This is a genomic window from Snodgrassella sp. W8135 (genome assembly GCF_016101225.1).
Classification (GTDB): domain Bacteria; phylum Pseudomonadota; class Gammaproteobacteria; order Burkholderiales; family Neisseriaceae; genus Snodgrassella; species Snodgrassella alvi.
In genome coordinates this window covers 594,358-610,703 of sequence record NZ_JACFQX010000001.1, presented here as the reverse complement: position 1 = coordinate 610,703, position 16,346 = coordinate 594,358, and the positions used below count along the sequence as shown (strand labels likewise).

Annotated in this window: 13 protein-coding genes, 6 tRNA genes and 1 pseudogene; 12 read left to right on the top strand and 8 right to left on the bottom strand. The window is 38.3% G+C overall.

What is annotated here, in order from left to right:
* Positions 1-2 precede the first annotated feature (2 nt).
* Both H3T75_RS02645 and H3T75_RS02640 read left to right on the top strand, forming a co-directional pair.
* On the top strand, positions 3-1,430 hold the full coding sequence (locus H3T75_RS02645) for an HlyD family type I secretion periplasmic adaptor subunit (RefSeq protein WP_041879887.1): 1,428 nt from the start codon (positions 3-5) through the stop codon (positions 1,428-1,430).
* Positions 1,430-2,749, top strand: a complete 1,320-nt coding sequence (locus H3T75_RS02640) for a TolC family protein (protein WP_198189981.1) — start codon at positions 1,430-1,432, stop codon at positions 2,747-2,749. The genes H3T75_RS02645 and H3T75_RS02640 overlap by 1 nt, the downstream gene beginning before the upstream one ends.
* Positions 2,750-3,396: 647 nt before the next feature.
* On the opposite strand, the gene lptG is transcribed toward H3T75_RS02640, so the two are convergent.
* Positions 3,397-4,485 (bottom strand): LPS export ABC transporter permease LptG, encoded by a 1,089-nt coding sequence (gene lptG / locus H3T75_RS02635; protein ID WP_041879814.1) that lies wholly within the window; start codon positions 4,483-4,485, stop codon positions 3,397-3,399.
* Complete coding sequence (gene lptF, locus H3T75_RS02630; RefSeq protein ID WP_041879817.1) at positions 4,485-5,594, bottom strand: LPS export ABC transporter permease LptF; 1,110 nt, start codon at positions 5,592-5,594, stop codon at positions 4,485-4,487. The genes lptG and lptF overlap by 1 nt, the downstream gene beginning before the upstream one ends.
* A gap of 134 nt (positions 5,595-5,728) precedes the next feature.
* Between lptF and H3T75_RS02625 the strand changes: the two genes are divergently transcribed.
* Positions 5,729-7,138 carry a leucyl aminopeptidase gene (locus H3T75_RS02625; RefSeq protein WP_084549837.1) on the top strand — a complete coding sequence of 470 codons (1,410 nt, stop codon included), beginning with the start codon at positions 5,729-5,731 and terminating at the stop codon, positions 7,136-7,138.
* Positions 7,139-7,148: 10 nt separating this feature from the next.
* Positions 7,149-7,592: a DNA polymerase III subunit chi gene (locus tag H3T75_RS02620; protein WP_084549839.1), complete on the top strand. Its 444-nt coding sequence runs from the start codon at positions 7,149-7,151 to the stop codon at positions 7,590-7,592.
* A gap of 56 nt (positions 7,593-7,648) precedes the next feature.
* Here H3T75_RS02620 and rfbD read toward each other — a convergent pair whose 3' ends face one another.
* The 5 genes from rfbD to H3T75_RS02595 form a co-directional block, all read right to left on the bottom strand.
* Positions 7,649-8,509, bottom strand: a complete 861-nt coding sequence (gene rfbD, locus H3T75_RS02615; protein WP_084549840.1) for a dTDP-4-dehydrorhamnose reductase — start codon at positions 8,507-8,509, stop codon at positions 7,649-7,651.
* A gap of 174 nt (positions 8,510-8,683) precedes the next feature.
* A complete protein-coding gene (ribD, locus tag H3T75_RS02610) occupies positions 8,684-9,826 on the bottom strand; it encodes a bifunctional diaminohydroxyphosphoribosylaminopyrimidine deaminase/5-amino-6-(5-phosphoribosylamino)uracil reductase RibD (protein WP_198210929.1) in 1,143 nt (380 codons plus the stop codon).
* Positions 9,827-9,829: 3 nt separating this feature from the next.
* On the bottom strand, positions 9,830-10,417 hold the full coding sequence (locus tag H3T75_RS02605; protein ID WP_198210928.1) for a cytochrome C: 588 nt from the start codon (positions 10,415-10,417) through the stop codon (positions 9,830-9,832).
* Between the two features lie 105 nt (positions 10,418-10,522).
* Positions 10,523-10,978 (bottom strand): transcriptional regulator NrdR, encoded by a 456-nt coding sequence (gene nrdR, locus H3T75_RS02600; protein ID WP_025331013.1) that lies wholly within the window; start codon positions 10,976-10,978, stop codon positions 10,523-10,525.
* A gap of 388 nt (positions 10,979-11,366) precedes the next feature.
* Positions 11,367-11,855: a GNAT family N-acetyltransferase gene (locus tag H3T75_RS02595; RefSeq protein ID WP_025331014.1), complete on the bottom strand. Its 489-nt coding sequence runs from the start codon at positions 11,853-11,855 to the stop codon at positions 11,367-11,369.
* A 146-nt stretch (positions 11,856-12,001) separates the two neighbouring features.
* On the opposite strand from H3T75_RS02595, the pseudogene msrAB reads away from it, so the two are divergent.
* The 8 genes and pseudogenes from msrAB to H3T75_RS02555 all read left to right on the top strand — a co-directional run.
* Positions 12,002-12,994: pseudogene (gene msrAB, locus H3T75_RS02590) on the top strand (bifunctional peptide-methionine (S)-S-oxide reductase MsrA/peptide-methionine (R)-S-oxide reductase MsrB); the annotation flags it as partial.
* Positions 12,995-13,232: 238 nt separating this feature from the next.
* Positions 13,233-13,805 (top strand): CDP-diacylglycerol--glycerol-3-phosphate 3-phosphatidyltransferase, encoded by a 573-nt coding sequence (gene pgsA, locus H3T75_RS02585; protein WP_025331015.1) that lies wholly within the window; start codon positions 13,233-13,235, stop codon positions 13,803-13,805.
* 107 nt (positions 13,806-13,912) lie between these two features.
* Positions 13,913-13,988: transfer RNA gene (locus H3T75_RS02580), tRNA-Gly, on the top strand.
* A 32-nt stretch (positions 13,989-14,020) separates the two neighbouring features.
* Positions 14,021-14,096, top strand: a tRNA-Gly gene (locus tag H3T75_RS02575).
* A gap of 31 nt (positions 14,097-14,127) precedes the next feature.
* A tRNA-Gly gene (locus tag H3T75_RS02570) sits at positions 14,128-14,203 on the top strand.
* Positions 14,204-14,247: 44 nt separating this feature from the next.
* Positions 14,248-14,321: transfer RNA gene (locus tag H3T75_RS02565), tRNA-Cys, on the top strand.
* A 19-nt stretch (positions 14,322-14,340) separates the two neighbouring features.
* Positions 14,341-14,415, top strand: a tRNA-Cys gene (locus H3T75_RS02560).
* A 42-nt stretch (positions 14,416-14,457) separates the two neighbouring features.
* A tRNA-Leu gene (locus H3T75_RS02555) sits at positions 14,458-14,548 on the top strand.
* 617 nt (positions 14,549-15,165) lie between these two features.
* On the opposite strand, the gene H3T75_RS02550 is transcribed toward H3T75_RS02555, so the two are convergent.
* A complete protein-coding gene (locus H3T75_RS02550) occupies positions 15,166-16,329 on the bottom strand; it encodes an FAD-dependent monooxygenase (protein ID WP_084549850.1) in 1,164 nt (387 codons plus the stop codon).
* Positions 16,330-16,346: the final 17 nt, after the last annotated feature.

Here is a 16,346-nt window from a genome sequence, read left to right as displayed (position 1 = left end):
GCATTCGCTTTCAAGCTTTTAAAGATTTTTTACAACGATATAGCACGGTCTGGAAAAATGTCTGGGCGATACGTTTTCAATTGGATCCGCCTAAACGAGATGAAGACGAACGTGCTTTTTTACCGGCGCATCTTGAATTAACTGAAACACCTGTTTCTGCCGCACCTAAATGGACGGCAAGGCTGATTATTCTGTTTGCCGTGCTGGCACTATTATGGGCATTAATTGGCAAACTGGATATTGTTGCTGTAGCAATGGGTAAAACTACCCCAGGCGGACGCAGTAAAGTTATCCAGCCGCTTGAAACATCTGTTGTCGATAAAGTTGCAGTCAAAAATGGTGATCATGTAAAAAGCGGACAAGTATTAGTTCAGCTAAGTGGTATTGGTTCTGACAGTGATTATGCTCAGTCAGAAAAATCCTTGCAGGCCGCACGTTTAAATAAATTACGTCTGGAAGCGGTTATTCGTGCTGTTGATACACATCAACCTCCTGTATTGGATCATGAACTAGCAACAAAATGGCAGTTGACTCCTGATCAGATTATGGAAGCACAATCATTAGCTATAAATCAGTTCCAAACATGGTTTACTCAGGATGCCCAATTGCAGACTGTATTGCGAGAACATCAGGCACAGTTACAGGGAACCCAGTCACAGGTAAGTAAACTTGAACAAACTACAGCCATTGAGCAACGTCGTACAGCTGATTATAAGGACTTACTGGCACAAAATTTTGTATCCAAACATGCTTATTACGAGCAGGAAAGCAAGTTTATTCAAAATAAAAATGACTTAGCCAGCCAGCGTAGTCAGCTTCGTCAAATTCAGGAAAGCATACGCGAAGCTGAGCAAAACAGACTGTTACAGACTAATACCCTTAGACGCGATACACTCGATCAATTGCGTCAGGCCAATGAACAAATTCAACAACTAACAGAAGCAACTGATAAAGCGTTACAGCGCAAACAATTAATGACATTGAAATCACCTGTCGACGGTACGGTGCAGCAACTGGCCACACATACTATAGGCGGTGTCGTTACAGCTGCTCAGCAAATTATGGTTATCGTGCCGGATCAGGATCAGATGGAAATCGAAGCACTTGTTCCAAATAAAGATATCGGTTTTGTTAAAGCAGGACAAAGTGCCATTATTAAAATTGAGTCATTTCCCTATACTCGCTACGGATACCTGACCGGTAAAGTAAAAAATGTAAGCTTTGATGCAATTGAAGATGAAAAGTTGGGCCTGGTTTTTGCTGCTACTATTGTTCTGGACAGAAATTATCTGATGATAGATGGTAAAAAAGTGAATTTAACAGCCGGTATGAATGTAACCGCAGAAATTAAAACCGGGAAGCGTCGCGTTATCACCTATTTGTTAAGCCCGCTGCAAACTAAAGTTGATGAAAGTATGCGAGAACGCTGATGCAAAAATATACTTTTACTATTTGGAAAGCTTTCTGTATTTGTATTGGATACAGTGTTATTTCTGCTCCTGTACAGGCATTCGATTTATTTGATGCCTGGCAGGCTGCAATAAACTATTCTGCAGATTTTTCAGCAGCCCAAAGTGAACGCGATGCTCAAAAAGAACAACTGGCACAAACACGTGCTGCTCTGCTCCCGCAGGTAAATGGCAATTATATCTATCAGAAGCAGCCCCCCTCTCTATCTAGTACAACCCAGACTCATGGCTGGAATGTTCAGGCAAGTCAGGCTCTGTTTGATAAAACTAAATGGGCACAATACCAGCAAGGTAAAATTACTGCCAATATGGCTGACTGGCAATTGGAGAATGTAAAAGAAGATTTGCTATTTAATGTTGCTAAGGCTTATTTTCAGGTCTTACTCGTTGAAGATAAACTGGTTTCAATTGAAAAAGAAAAAGAAGCCTATGCAATGCAAATCAGACAGTCCAAAGCTCTATTCGAAAAAGGTGCAGCCACCATTTTGGATACAAACGAAGCTCAGGCTGGGTATGAAGCAGCGCGTGCAAAAAAAGTTAGTGCAATGACCGATCTGCTGGTAGCTCAAAATAATCTGGCTAATATCACCGGCCTTGATCCGAAGAAAATTAAACGTTTAAGACATACAGATTTTGGCGACTTACTGGGCAAAACAAGCAAAGCAGATTGGATAAATACAGCACAAACAAATAATCCAGAATGGCAGCAGCAAAAGCTGGCTTTAGAAAATGCTAAACAAGCTTATATCGCAGCTAAAGCAGAAAACTGGCCGAAGTTAACGATTAATGGCGGTTATCAGGACAATCATCAGATTCAACAATTTTATGGTTTGGATCATGGTACTCGCAGTAAAGGCGGGATTGTTACAGTCCAGCTTTCAATGCCTTTATTTACTGGTGGATTAATCCACAGTAAAATTAAAGAAGCAGCTGCAAAAGAGCAACAAAATAAATTTTTATTAATTGCTACTGAACGTAAAATTGAACTTAATGTTAATCAGGCTTATCAGACTACATTAGGCAATCTTTATCAGATTCAGGCACAGCAACAATTATTAAAAGCGAATTCTGTAAAACTAGAAGCTACCCAATTAGGTCGTAAAGTAGGTATACGCAGTAATCTGGATGAATTACAGGCTTTACAGGCTAAGGCTGATGCTGAGCAAAAATTAGCCGAAGCACAGTATGGTTATATAACAACGTATATTCAGCTTCTGCAAAGCGCAGGGATTTTGACTCAACCCGCAGAACAAAAAAAATTACATAAATTGCTGTATTAGGTAATTCTATTCATTTAAATAATTATAATTATTTTAAATATTGATTTAACATCAATTAATCTTATTAAGTACCTTAGATTAAGTAGCTATCAATTTCTCTGATATTTTATTGATAGCTACTTAAGAAAAATTTGTTACTTTATTTGAATTTTCATTTTTATGTTAAATCAATTTTTATTTAAATAAAAAATATTATTTAATTTTTAGAGTTTCCTAAAATTTAATATATTGAATTAAAATCGCAATCATTTAAATTATCTATTAATTGTTGAGTCAATTCTTTACAGGCGATAATCTTTTATTTTCGATTATAAATAAAGCAAAAATCTCAAATTCACTAAAGCTATTTTCAGGTATGGTAACTTTTTACAAAATGGTAAATATAAATATAATTTCCTCATTTGCTTAGAATTTTTATATGTGAAATAAACTCACTATAACCAAATTTTTTACCGTCAATTATTTGCTGAAATTCTATTGAATAATATTTAGAAACTAATTCATCAATATTTTTCTTAGCAATTAATAAATTGTTTAATGAGACTTACCATAAAAACAATATCCATTTAATTTTCTTATTGAAATTAGTAACTATCACTTAACATTTTACGGTTCAGGCGTATAAAGTTTAAATACAAAAATGGATATTAACGTTTTTCCTGTCTTCGAATCAGATAAACAGCCAGACACAGAAAAAGAAGTGTAGGCAAAAATGCAGCAATTATAGTCGGCACTCCATATAACTGACTGGTAAATCCAAACAACCTTCCGGAAAAATGAAATAATAGTCCTAAACATATTCCATAGAATAGTTTCAAACCCATATTCCCATGCCGGTTTTGTTGAGGCGTAAATGCCAGCGCTACCAAAGCCATAACCATACACGCCAATGGATAGGCAATCTTTCTCCACCAGGCAAGTTCGTAGCGTGTTGTCTGTTGATGATTATGCTTCAGATGCTTGATATAAGTTGAAAGTGCTATAGCTGACATTTGTTCTGGTGCTACCAGCAATATATTGAGAAGCTGGTGATTAACAGACATTTTCCAATCCAGATTTTCAATATGATTTACAGATATCTGATTTTTTCCCAATAGTGACTGATCTACCTGATTCAAATGCCATTTAGATTTTTTACCTTCAGTAGAATGAACATCCACTTTAGCACTGAAAGCATGTAAAGTTTCAGTCAGTTGAAAATTTTCATCATGTCGATAAATATTGATATCTCTTAAGCTGCCATCCGGAAGCATTTCAGCTACGTTTACAATGTCTTTTCCTTGTTTTAACCATATACCACTGTCCCCGGCACTGATGCTGTTCTGACGTGCATGTAATTGATACTGTTCTGCATAAGGACCTATTCTAGGTACGACATATTCACCAAGCAGCGCAGCAATGACTGCAAAGAATAGTCCAAATTGCAGCATCATACTAATAATGTTAGACAAACTGATTCCGGATGTTCTGATTACAGTAAATTCACTATTGCTGGCCATTTGACTAAGGCAAACAAGACCACCAACCAGTACAGCCAGAGGCATAAGCTCATAAGCATGTGTCGGAATCAGCATAAGAACATAATACAGCATTTTATCGGCAGTATAACGTCCGTCACCAACATGGCTGATTTCACCCATAATATCGAAAAAACTGTATAAGCTTACCAGTGCCAATAATGCATATAAAGTATAAACAGTCATTTGGCTGATGACAAAACGATTAAGCAAACGCATCAGGACCGTCCTCCCAGTAATGATGTAAACGCTGTTTTAAAAGAAGCTGATGGGAAGTCACGCCAGCGTAATAAGAATAGAAACAGCATAAACATCATTAGATGCATTGGAAATATGCCTAACCAGAAAGGTATACGACCATTTTCTACCAGATCTCGCAAAAAGGTCAGGCCATTTTGATAAATTAAAAATACTGCAATTGCAATAAGAATATTGTATGTATGTCCGGTACGGGGATTAAAATAAGATAATGGTAAAGCCATTAAAGCAAGTAAAATAACACTAATCGGTAATGATAAGCGCCACATTAGTTCTGCTTTGTAAATGGGTTTGTTACTGGCAAATAATGCAGAAGTAGGAATAGTATGCCGGTTCTGTTTTGGATCAATAACGGTTGTATTAACACTGATAATCAGTGTCATTTTATCAAAAGAAGCTCTTTGATAATCAGCCTGTCCAGGCTTTCCATAGTAGCGAAAACCGTCTTCAAGAGTAAGAATACGTTTCTCTCCATCCTGTTTAAATTCGCCTTTTTTCGCAAAAATCGAACTTTCCTTGCCATTTTTTTCTTTTTCACGAACAAAAAGATTACTGGCACGACCGCTATCAGGGTCAAATGTTTCAATGAAATAAACTCGCGGATGGCTTTTGCCAATTTCTTTGAATACCCCGGGTTCCAGTAATGACATTTCCTGTTTTTGTTTCAGTATCTCCGCAAACTCACGGCTGCGCCACTCTGCCCAAGGCTGAATGAGCATGGAAACTATTGCCACCAAAACTGCAAACGGAATAGCGAATTTCATTAAAGGAATAATCCAGTTTCTTAATGATAAGCCACTGGATAGCCAGATCACCATTTCGCTATCACGCCAATAACGTGTAAGTACCGTGATGATACTGATGTAAGCTGTCAGAATAAGCAGTACAGGTGTCAGGCCAATTGTCCAGAATCCAATTAACGCAGACACTGCATCAATGGCTACACGGCCACTGGCGGCACGACCCAGCAGATTGATTGCCTGTGTAGCTACCAGTACTACCAATAAGATCACGAATATGCCTACGGCAGTCCATGATAATTCTTTAATAAATTGGCGTTGATAAATCATAAGATAATTAAACACATTTGCGACTGTCCTTACTTTAGCGGCAGCCTGCGTTACAATAAGTGCATCCGGTTCTGCTTAAACGCATGATTCGTACAGAATATATATAATGCCCTTATAAAATAGGATAGGAAAATATGGAATTTAGCATAAATGCGGAACAATTGCAGCCGCAAAACAACAGTTCTTTACTATTTGTGTATTGCAAAGAAAGCAAACCAGAACAACATCTGGCTAATACTTTGTTAACTCAATTACAACAGCAGCAAAAGGATTTTATTGCGACACACACCGTAAAAGATGAATTTTTACAGGCTTTAGCTGTAGTAAATATCGATAAAGATGATTATGCCAGTATCCAGAAACTGGCCGCAAAAGCTGCCAGCTGGTCCAAAGAGCAATCATCACTCAATATAGATTTAAGCAAATTACCGGAAATACTTGCCCAGAAATGGGTACAGGCTTTTACAATTGCTGTTGGCGAAGCGGTCTATTGCTTTGATAAATTCAAAAAAGATTCTAAGCCAGTTTTACTTGAAAAAATCAATTATCAAACTGTTCATCCTATCAATAACCACCTTAGCAAGGCCGAAGCTATCATCTATGGTATGAATATCTGTAAAGACTTAGGCAATGCACCGGGAAATATCTGTACTCCGGCCTATTTGGCTTCTTCTGCTGCCAAGATTGCCAATGATTTAGGTGCCAGTGCAAGAATCATAAACGAAACCGAAATACAGGAAATGGGTATGAATGCTTTACTGTCTGTTGCACAGGGAAGCACGGCCGGAGCTTATCTTATTGAATTGCAATATCATGGAGCTTCGAACACCGAAGATAAGCCGGTAGTTTTGGTTGGCAAAGGTATTACTTTTGATTCTGGTGGTATTTCTCTTAAACCGGGTGCTGCCATGGATGAAATGAAATTTGATATGTGTGGTGCGGCTTCGGTTATTGGTACTTTTGCAGCTGCAGTAAAACTCAAACTACCATTAAACCTCGTTGCAATAATCCCAACTTGTGAAAATATGCCTTCAGGCAATGCTGTTAAACCAGGCGATATTGTTCAGGCTATGAATGGTTTAAATATTGAGGTTTTAAACACTGATGCAGAAGGCAGACTAATATTATGTGATGCACTTACCTATGCTGAACGCTTCCAGCCTAAAGCAGTAATCGATGTTGCTACCCTTACTGGTGCCTGTATCATCGCTTTAGGACATGTTGCACAAGGTGTATTAGGTAACAATCAGCAATTAATCGATCAGTTATTACAGGCAGCAGACAGTATTAATGATAAAACATGGCAACTACCATTATTTGAGGAATACAAAGAACAATTAAAATCCAACTTTGCTGATTTACAAAATATTGGCGGTCGTCCTGCGGGAACGATTACGGCTGCTGCTTTTCTCTCATACTTTACTGAATCTTACTGCTGGGCACATCTTGATATTGCCGGTACGGCATGGAATTCCGGCAATAATAAAGGTGCGACAGGTCGTCCTGTTCCGCTTCTGCTTGAGTATCTGATTCAGCAATCCTGAGAAAAAAGATATGGCCACAACTACTTTTTATACTCACATTACTGACCCCGTTTCATTTACATGCCGGCTGACGCAAAAGGTATTTAAAAGTGGTTCAAATATTTTGATTTGGTGTGATGATGTAAGCCGTGTTAATCAACTGGATCATGCTTTATGGTCATTTCAACCTGCAAGTTTTATTCCACATGAAATCTGGTCGCCACAACAGGTTCAACCAATTGGTTTACAAGCAGTATTACTGGCTTATGGCGAGGATTTACCAGTAATAGAAAAAGATTATGTTGTTATTAATCTGGCGGATGCTTACTGGTGTAATGCCCCCCGGAAACCAGAGCGAGTATTAGAACTGGTAAGTAATGATCTGGATGAAATTGCAGCTGCACGGCAACGTTTTCGCACTTATCGGAGTGCCGGATTTAAAGTTGAGCATTTTGATATGCGTATGCAAAACTAAAAGTAGCAGTTATCAAAAAAGCGGGTTATCAGTTAACCCGCTTTCTTTTATGATTTTTATCTCATCAATTTTTCAACAATATGTGCTAAAGGTGTATCAGTAACCGGTTGCGGAAGCATATTTTGCAAGGTACGGCTATCCAGAATACCAAACTCAGGTCTTCTAGCAGCTGACTGGTAATCAGCTGTGGCAATACGCTCTACCTTAACCTGATTATACCTTTCGTCAATTTTTGCCGCTTCAGTAAATATACGCTGAGCAAATTCTGCCCAACTCATCTGCTGACTTCCCGCAAAATGTAATAAACCGCGCGGAGAATGAGGTAATGCTGCAAGGCGTATAATGGTTTCAGCCAAGTCACCGGCATAGGTAGGACAACCAATCTGATCATCAACAACCCGAATATTGGGTGTTTCCAATCCTTTTTGTAACATAATTTTCACAAAATTATGTCCGTATTCACTATATACCCATGAAGTACGAATAACCACAGCATCTACATGAGCATTTAAAGCCAACAGTTCACCCGCCAGTTTACTATGCCCATATACATTCAAAGGGTTAGGTGCCATATTTTCCGTGAGAATGACATGATGATGACCATCAAATACCTGCTCAGTCGATATATGAATCAGACGTGCACCAATGGAATGCGCAGCCTGAGCCAGATTCAGTGTTCCTGTTGCATTTACAGCAAAAGCTCTGTCTATATCTGCTTCCGCAGCATCAACTTTGGTATACCCTGCCGCATTAATAATCACATCCGGTTCAAAAGTTTTCACCATATTAAGCACATTATGTGCATCAGTAATATTCAGTGTCTGAGAATCACTGGCAATCAGCTCCCAGCTTTCCGGTAATCTGTCTCTTAAACAGCTACCTACCTGACCTTTTGAACCTGTTAATAAAATACGCATGGCGAAACCTTTTATTTTAAATTGCCAATAGAAAAATGAATATATTTACAACGATAATGTTAAATCACGTTTAAAAATTATGCTTACATAAAATAAGCTTATTGTTACATATTGAAAGTTTATTTTCAGCACTAAACATTTTTACTCATAAGAATTGATTAGATATGCAGCTAACTATGCATCTGAAGCAGCTTTACCTACTAACCATTCGGCACTTTCACGATGACGCAATAACCAGCGACAGTCCTGACCTAAAACTTTTACATCAACAGTCTGCCATTTCTGCTCTGTTAAAGCATTTGGATTTTCCGATATTTCAATAGCATTGCGCGCATTAGCTCCGAGTATTTTGGGAGCCTGATAGTAAATGATTTCATCAACTGCATCAGCTGTCAGCAATGCTGAATTCAATATAGAACCTGCCTCCACCAATATCGAACCAATATCACGTTTAGCCAGAATTGCCCAAAGTTTTTGTAAATCAATCTGCCCTCGCAAATTTGCAGGTACTGTAAGAATAGAAACATGCGGATAAGATGCAAAAATGGCTTTTTTAGCGCTATCTGTGACAGTAGTAATGATCAGTGTAGGACTTTTAGTGTCCTGAATTACCTGATATTCAGGTGTAAGACGTAAGCGGCTATCCAGAATAATACGCAACGGTTGTCTTAATGTCGAAAAACGACGTACATTTAACAGAGGATCATCTGCCAATATAGTATTAACACCAGTTAATATGGCACAACTTTCAGCACGTAATGTCTGCACATCATCACGCGCTGCCTCTCCAGTAATCCACTGGCTTAAACCATTACTTAGAGCTGTCTTACTATCCAGACTAGCTGCTATCTTCAATCTGATATAAGGTTTATTTCTTTCCTGTCTGGATAAAAAACCAGAATTCAGTTCACGCGCCTGTTGTGCAAACAAACCACTGTCGACTTGTATACCTGCCTTTTGCAGCATGTGTAACCCATTACCTTTTACCAATGGATTTGGATCGCTCATAGCAACAACAACACGCTTAATATGAGCATCAATCAATGCCTGAGCACATGGTCCTGTCCGGCCTGTATGACTGCATGGTTCCAAGGTTACATAGGCAGTAGCAGCCTTTGCCAGATATCCGGCCTGATGTAATGCGTGTATTTCCGCATGAGGCTGTCCTGCACAGACATGAAATCCCTGACCCACAATTTGTTCGCCATGAGTAATAACACAGCCTACTCGCGGGTTAGGACTGGTAGAAAACCGCCCTTGCCAAGCTAGCTCAAGGGCGGTTTGCATAAATTTCGCATCAAGCTCAGAAAAGCTCATTTTTTAATTATTCTGTACATTTATGGTTTTTAAAGTACCAGCAAGTGCATTATAGTCGGCACTCTCACTGCTGGCGCATACTGAATAAAGATTATTATCCACAATCAGTGCAACACAGCTTTCATTTAGCAATGTACCATTTTGCTGATGACTGAAACGATAATTCATACGGTTTACAGTAGCAACACCTACTTTGATATTACTGATACTACTATTATGCTCGAGACTGTCAGCCAGATTTTTAAAATATTCATCTGGTTTAATTTTTAATGTACCTAAGTTATTTACTGCCAAAGTGATATTACTACTGTCATCATGCTGTAATAAAGTAAGATTATTTAATTCTGCCGGATCTACCCAGTCTGTTGCACTATCCAGTACATCAGCAAAATCTCCGTCTACTACTATACTGAGTTTACTGTCTTTACTGGTCAGAGTTTGAGTAGCAGCAGGTTCATCAGCAGATGCAGCACTATTACTGGCAGTCTGAGTATCGCTTGCATCCATAGTTACAGAAGTATCCTGTTTGGTACAAGCAGATAAGCCCAATAAAAATAGTATTACACACAACCCTATACGAGATTTCAACATGATATATTTAAGCTTTCATGACAAGGCATAATAGTTACAAAGTATAACAAGAATTAGCGCCGAATGCAGCGAACAAAACAACACTCTTCTCAAGGGCTGATATGACTAATTCGTATTTTTTAAAGTAGCAATTAATTGAGTAAACTCCGAAACATCGTGAAAACTTTTATATACAGAAGCAAAGCGCACATAAGCAACTTCATCCAGCTTAGCCAGTAAACTCAAGACCATATCTCCTATCATCTGACTGGGAACTTCTTTAACCCCCATGTGATAAAGATTAGTTTCTATTTCTGCCACTGCATTTTCAATACTTTCCCGATCCATTGGCCGTTTATGTAATGCCCTGCTGATACTGGTATACAATTTAGCCGGATCAAACAAAACTTTTTCTCCGGTACGTTTGATAATTAATGGCATCCGCATTTCAACTACTTCGAACGTACTAAACCGACAATCACAAGCCAGACAGCGACGACGTCGGCGAATACTATTATTACCCTCGCTCAGACGTGTATCAATTACCTGTGTATTGTTATGCTGGCAAAAAGGACATTTCATATAAATACAAAATAAATATTAAACTGAATAGCTATTGTGGCAGGCAGTACCACTGCTGGCAAGCTTCTTTGTTCTGTAAATTCAAATGATTTAATCAATTATAGATAACTTATCCACCTGTACACAAAATTCAGCGCAAAACTTTAGGTAAAATATGGGGATAACTACAATATAATATTGATTTATATTGATTATTTTTTATTGATTAAAAAATAGGCACATTATAATTATTGGATAATCCAACACACTCAAAAAAAGAGAAATAGAAATTTACTATCAACAATTTAGTTAAACAAACAATTTATAAAAATAAATTTAATAATTATTCAAACCATTAATTTTAAATTTTCATTTTCTGTATTAAGTATTAAATATTGTTTATAGCACATCACTCAATTAAATATTTGCGCATCAGTAAGCAGTTAACGGTAACTTCACGATTGAGTGGCAATGCACATTCACCTAATGAAGTATAACCATTAATTTCATAAAATTTTACGGAATTAAGCGATGCATAGAGCTTCAGCATACCCAGCCCTGCACGACTGGCAACATCTTCAGCACGCTGCAACAAAGCAGTTCCCAAACCCTGATTATGTACGAAAGGATGGATATATAAAGCATCCAGTTGAGCTTCTACTAAATCCATCTGAAAAAAGCCTTGTATATGGCCTTTATAATCAACCACCCATAAAGCTTTATTAGCATCTGCCAGCGTATGCAAATAGCTTTGTATATTTAATAATGACAACCATGCTTTCAATACTGTTTCATCATATTTACGTGCACAGGTATACTGAACAGCATAGCGATGAGCATTATAAATATCTTCACAGTCTTCCGGTCTCGCAGGACGTAAATAAGTAATAATACTCATATGATCTTTAACCAATATGACAATGCATCAATTTATCAAAATAAGTCAGAGATTTTATATCACTTAAACATAATTAAGCAAAACAACATCTTTTATTCAACACATGCTGGTGTTAGCATGTACAAATAAACCACACAAATATATGGAATAACATCATGAATCTAAAAACTATTTATTTAGCTGGCGGCTGCTTCTGGGGTATGGAAGGCTATTTTAAGCGTTTAAATGGCGTGATTGAAACCGAGGCCGGATATGCCAACGGTCATACTGATAATCCAAGCTATGAAGAAGTATGCAATCAAGACACAGGCCATGCTGAAACGATAAAGGTTAAATATGATGCAGATATCATCTCTTTAACTGATATCCTGCGGCATTTTTTCCGGATTGTAGACCCTACTACCCTAAATCGTCAGGCACACGATACAGGCACCCAGTACCGCAGCGGTATTTACTATACAGATCCGGCTGACCATGATGTCATTCAGGCAATGATTAAAGCTGAACAAGGGCGTTATACTGCACCTATCGTAGTAGAAGACTTGCCTTTACAACAATTTTTCCCCGCTGAAGAATATCATCAGGATTATCTGGACAAAAATCCACAAGGCTACTGTCATATTGATTTACGAAAAGCCCGAGAGCCTCTGCCTGAATTGCCACCATCGCAGACTTCCACAACATTATATGATGCAAATGCTTTCCACAAACCTGATGCAGCCACTTTACACCAGCAACTGAGTGAAGAAGCTTATCAAATTACTCAGAATGCAGGCACTGAGCGTCCGTATAGTCATCCGTATGATGAACTGTTTGTCCCTGGGATTTATGTAGATATTGTCAGTGGAGAGCCACTTTTCAGCTCACGGGATAAATTTAATTCCGGTTGCGGCTGGCCGGCATTCAGTCAGCCAATACAATCCGAAGCAGTGAGTAAACATGAAGATAACAGTCATGGCATGCAGCGAACAGAAGTGCGTAGTCAGCATGCAGACTCACATTTAGGACATGTATTTAAAGATGGTCCACAAGATCGCGGTGGATTACGTTATTGCATCAACGGAGCAAGTTTACGGTTTATTCCCTATGAAGAGATGGATGCAGCCGGCTATGCTGCCTATAAAGACATGGTGAAGTAACTTCCTCAGCATCGGACAGGATATATAAACTATCTTTGCTGTCCGATGCTGTAGTTTCCAATAGTATAAATTACTATCAAAACATAACTAATAATTAAATATTTAAATAAAAATATAAAATTATCACAACAATTTATCCCGAGATACATTCATTAATCAATAATAAAAAATCACCTTAAAGCGCTCAAAGCGGTATCATATAAGCAACCAAATCATAACTTGTCAGGGACACCCCGTTATGCCATGGAATTTTCCGATATTGCTCACTTGGTTGCGTATCCTTATCATTCCAATATTTACTTTATTATTTTATTTGCCAGCAGACTGGATTAGTGATCGCCAGATCATTAACTGGCTTGCAGCAGGCTTTTTTGCCGTAGCTGCAATAACTGACTGGTTTGATGGTTATCTGGCACGTCGTTGGAAACAAACATCTAATTTTGGTGCTTTTCTTGACCCGGTTGCGGATAAACTAATGGTAGCTGTTGCTCTGATATTACTTGTAGCAACCGGCCGCACCTATGCCATATTTGCCATGATTATCATCGGTCGTGAAATTACCATTTCTGCTTTACGGGAATGGATGGCTCAGCTTGGCAAACGAAATAGTGTTGCCGTAGCCAAATTGGGAAAATTTAAAACCGCGGCACAAATGGCAGCTATTTTTCTTTTACTACTCACTTCCCCACCATTAGCAGAACCCAATTTGTTATGGATATTTGGAAATATTCTTATGCTTATAGCCTGTATCCTTACTATCTGGTCAATGCTGTATTATTTAAAGATGGCAACGAAAGAATTTAAATCCTAAAAAATCATAGTGAAAGCAAAAAATACTTCATCAGATGTATTAATAATCTTGACACATTTTTTTTCATCGATATAATGTTGCTTCTTCATTCAGTACGAATGAACAACGCGGGAATAGCTCAGTTGGTAGAGCGCAACCTTGCCAAGGTTGAGGTCGCGAGTTCGAGACTCGTTTCCCGCTCCAAAAAAACATGCTCACATGTATAAAGTGAATTTGCGGGAATAGCTCAGTTGGTAGAGCGCAACCTTGCCAAGGTTGAGGTCGCGAGTTCGAGACTCGTTTCCCGCTCCAAAAAACATGCTCACATGTATAAAGTGAATTTGCGGGAATAGCTCAGTTGGTAGAGCGCAACCTTGCCAAGGTTGAGGTCGCGAGTTCGAGACTCGTTTCCCGCTCCAAGTTTGATGTATTAGTTGCTCTACCCGATTGAGTAAATATATAAGGCGGGATGGCAGAGTGGTCATGCAGCGGACTGCAAATCCGTGTACGCCGGTTCGATTCCGACTCCCGCCTCCAGATTATATTAGAGTTTCATGGCGGGGTGGCAGAGTGACTATGCCACAGTGTGCAAAGCTGTGCAGGCCGGTTTAAATCCGTGCCCCCGCCTCCATACAGCACACAAATATGCACAAAAGTGCATTAAAAACTACCCGCCCGGGTGGTGAAATTGGTAGACACAACGGACTTAAAATCCGTCGGCTCTTAAAACGGCCGTGCCGGTTCGATTCCGGCTCCGGGCACCATTTATTGAATCCAGATACACTTAAATGTATCTGGATTCATTACATTTATATTTTAAGAAATACACACTTGTATATTTTGCTTCTTCAACTGCTCTGTGACATACAAACATTAAATTGATACCTGAAATTCTATTGATGATTTTCTACCTCTTACATATACTCCTATACATAAAGAACATGCTCTAACATATTTTATAAAATTTAGAAAAGCAGTAATCAAACTATACTTAGTATTTTTAATAACCATGCATTTTAAAAAACATGAATTTAAAGCTGGGTGAAGTGTATAGAACTTTAAAACAGGCACTGAATTCGAAGTAGCTAATACCTTAGGCATGCGCAGCCAATAGCAAAACTGATAAAGAACTACAGAGATAAAAAGCCAGCAAATTTATCAAATTTATATTGGTAACAATGAAATTAGCGAAATTCCAATGTTAGATAAATGTTTTATTCAATACTACTATCGTATAAAGCAAAATTTTTCATACAAATCTATATTCTCAATTATGATTAGCTATAAATTGAAATATAAATTGAGAATATAAAAATAATTTCATTATTGCTTAATCCAGTCATTATTACTCTATCTTTAGCAACAAATCTTTATTATTAAATCATAAACCCATTGCTTCCCGAATCATTCTTTTTTTAATTAAGCTTGAATAATTCACCAGATTCAATCCCTGATTACGAACCCAGCCAATGGCAGGAAAATAGTCATTGGCAAATAATTTGAATAAACCATCACAACTATATTGCATCAGCCGTACTGCTAATAATCTTGATCGCTGATACTGTCTGAGAATAGACCACGTACCCGAATCACTGGCATTTGTCAGTAAGTTACTGAGACATTGCACATCTGCAAAACCCAGATTTACGCCTTGTCCGGCCAATGGATGAATAGTATGAGCTGCATCCCCAATCAGAGCAATTCTTTGGCTAACAATTTTTTTAGGCTGTCGCATTATCAGGTCAAAGTTGAACACAGAAGTGGTTAGTGTTAGTTCACCTAACTTTTGATTACCTGCCAAAGCAACTTCCCGTACAAAACTTTCTTTATCCAGCTTCGTCAGACTTTCTGGGTCAGATGTCGACCATACGATAGAAATCTGCTGCTGTGGTAAAGGTAAATAAGCAAGAATATCACTACCACGAAACCACTGATAAGCACATCCATTATGTGGTTTTTCCGTGTTGAAATTAGCAACAATACCTTGTTGCTGATATGGAGAAGCGGTTACTTCAATGCCAACCTGCTCACGCAACCAAGAATTAGCTCCATCCGCACCAACAACTAGCTGACTGCAATAGGTTTGACCATTTTCCAGAGTTATCTTTGCCGACCATACATCGGTAATCACCGATTGAGGACAACTACTGATTATTGCTATCCCCTCTTGCTCCAATGCTAGCCACAATTTTGCCAGTAAATAGCGGTTTTCAACCATAGAATTTAAACAAGGTACATTTACACTGGAGGCGTCAAAACTAATGCATCCATTACCATCACCATAAACTTCCATATGGCTTACTTTTTGTACTCTTTCTTCCGGCCAAACGCCTAAACTATTTAAAAATTGCTGATTAGTCGGACTAATGGCATAAATACGGGCATCCCAAGACTGAGAGAGACTGAGCAAATCTGTTTGAGGTGGCTTTTTTTCAATGATAAGAATCTTTTTACCTTGCTGTTGTAAAGCTAAAGCCAAAGTTGCACCAACCAACCCTCCCCCTAGAATAATGACATCAAAATCATATTGTGTGTTCATGCTCATTTTGCTTTCCATATTGT

Excerpts from the sequence above, each read along its gene's own strand:
- H3T75_RS02640 (WP_198189981.1), top strand. The coding sequence starts at position 1,430 with ATGCAAAAATATACTTTTACTATTTGGAAAGCTTTCTGTATTTGTATT.
- lptG (WP_041879814.1), bottom strand. The coding sequence starts at position 4,485 with ATGCGTTTGCTTAATCGTTTTGTCATCAGCCAAATGACTGTTTATACT.
- lptF (WP_041879817.1), bottom strand. The coding sequence starts at position 5,594 with ATGATTTATCAACGCCAATTTATTAAAGAATTATCATGGACTGCCGTA.
- H3T75_RS02625 (WP_084549837.1), top strand. The coding sequence starts at position 5,729 with ATGGAATTTAGCATAAATGCGGAACAATTGCAGCCGCAAAACAACAGT.
- H3T75_RS02620 (WP_084549839.1), top strand. The coding sequence starts at position 7,149 with ATGGCCACAACTACTTTTTATACTCACATTACTGACCCCGTTTCATTT.
- rfbD (WP_084549840.1), bottom strand. The coding sequence starts at position 8,509 with ATGCGTATTTTATTAACAGGTTCAAAAGGTCAGGTAGGTAGCTGTTTA.
- ribD (WP_198210929.1), bottom strand. The coding sequence starts at position 9,826 with ATGAGCTTTTCTGAGCTTGATGCGAAATTTATGCAAACCGCCCTTGAG.
- H3T75_RS02605 (WP_198210928.1), bottom strand. The coding sequence starts at position 10,417 with ATGTTGAAATCTCGTATAGGGTTGTGTGTAATACTATTTTTATTGGGC.
- nrdR (WP_025331013.1), bottom strand. The coding sequence starts at position 10,978 with ATGAAATGTCCTTTTTGCCAGCATAACAATACACAGGTAATTGATACA.
- H3T75_RS02595 (WP_025331014.1), bottom strand. The coding sequence starts at position 11,855 with ATGAGTATTATTACTTATTTACGTCCTGCGAGACCGGAAGACTGTGAA.
- pgsA (WP_025331015.1), top strand. The coding sequence starts at position 13,233 with ATGCCATGGAATTTTCCGATATTGCTCACTTGGTTGCGTATCCTTATC.
- H3T75_RS02550 (WP_084549850.1), bottom strand. The coding sequence starts at position 16,329 with ATGAGCATGAACACACAATATGATTTTGATGTCATTATTCTAGGGGGA.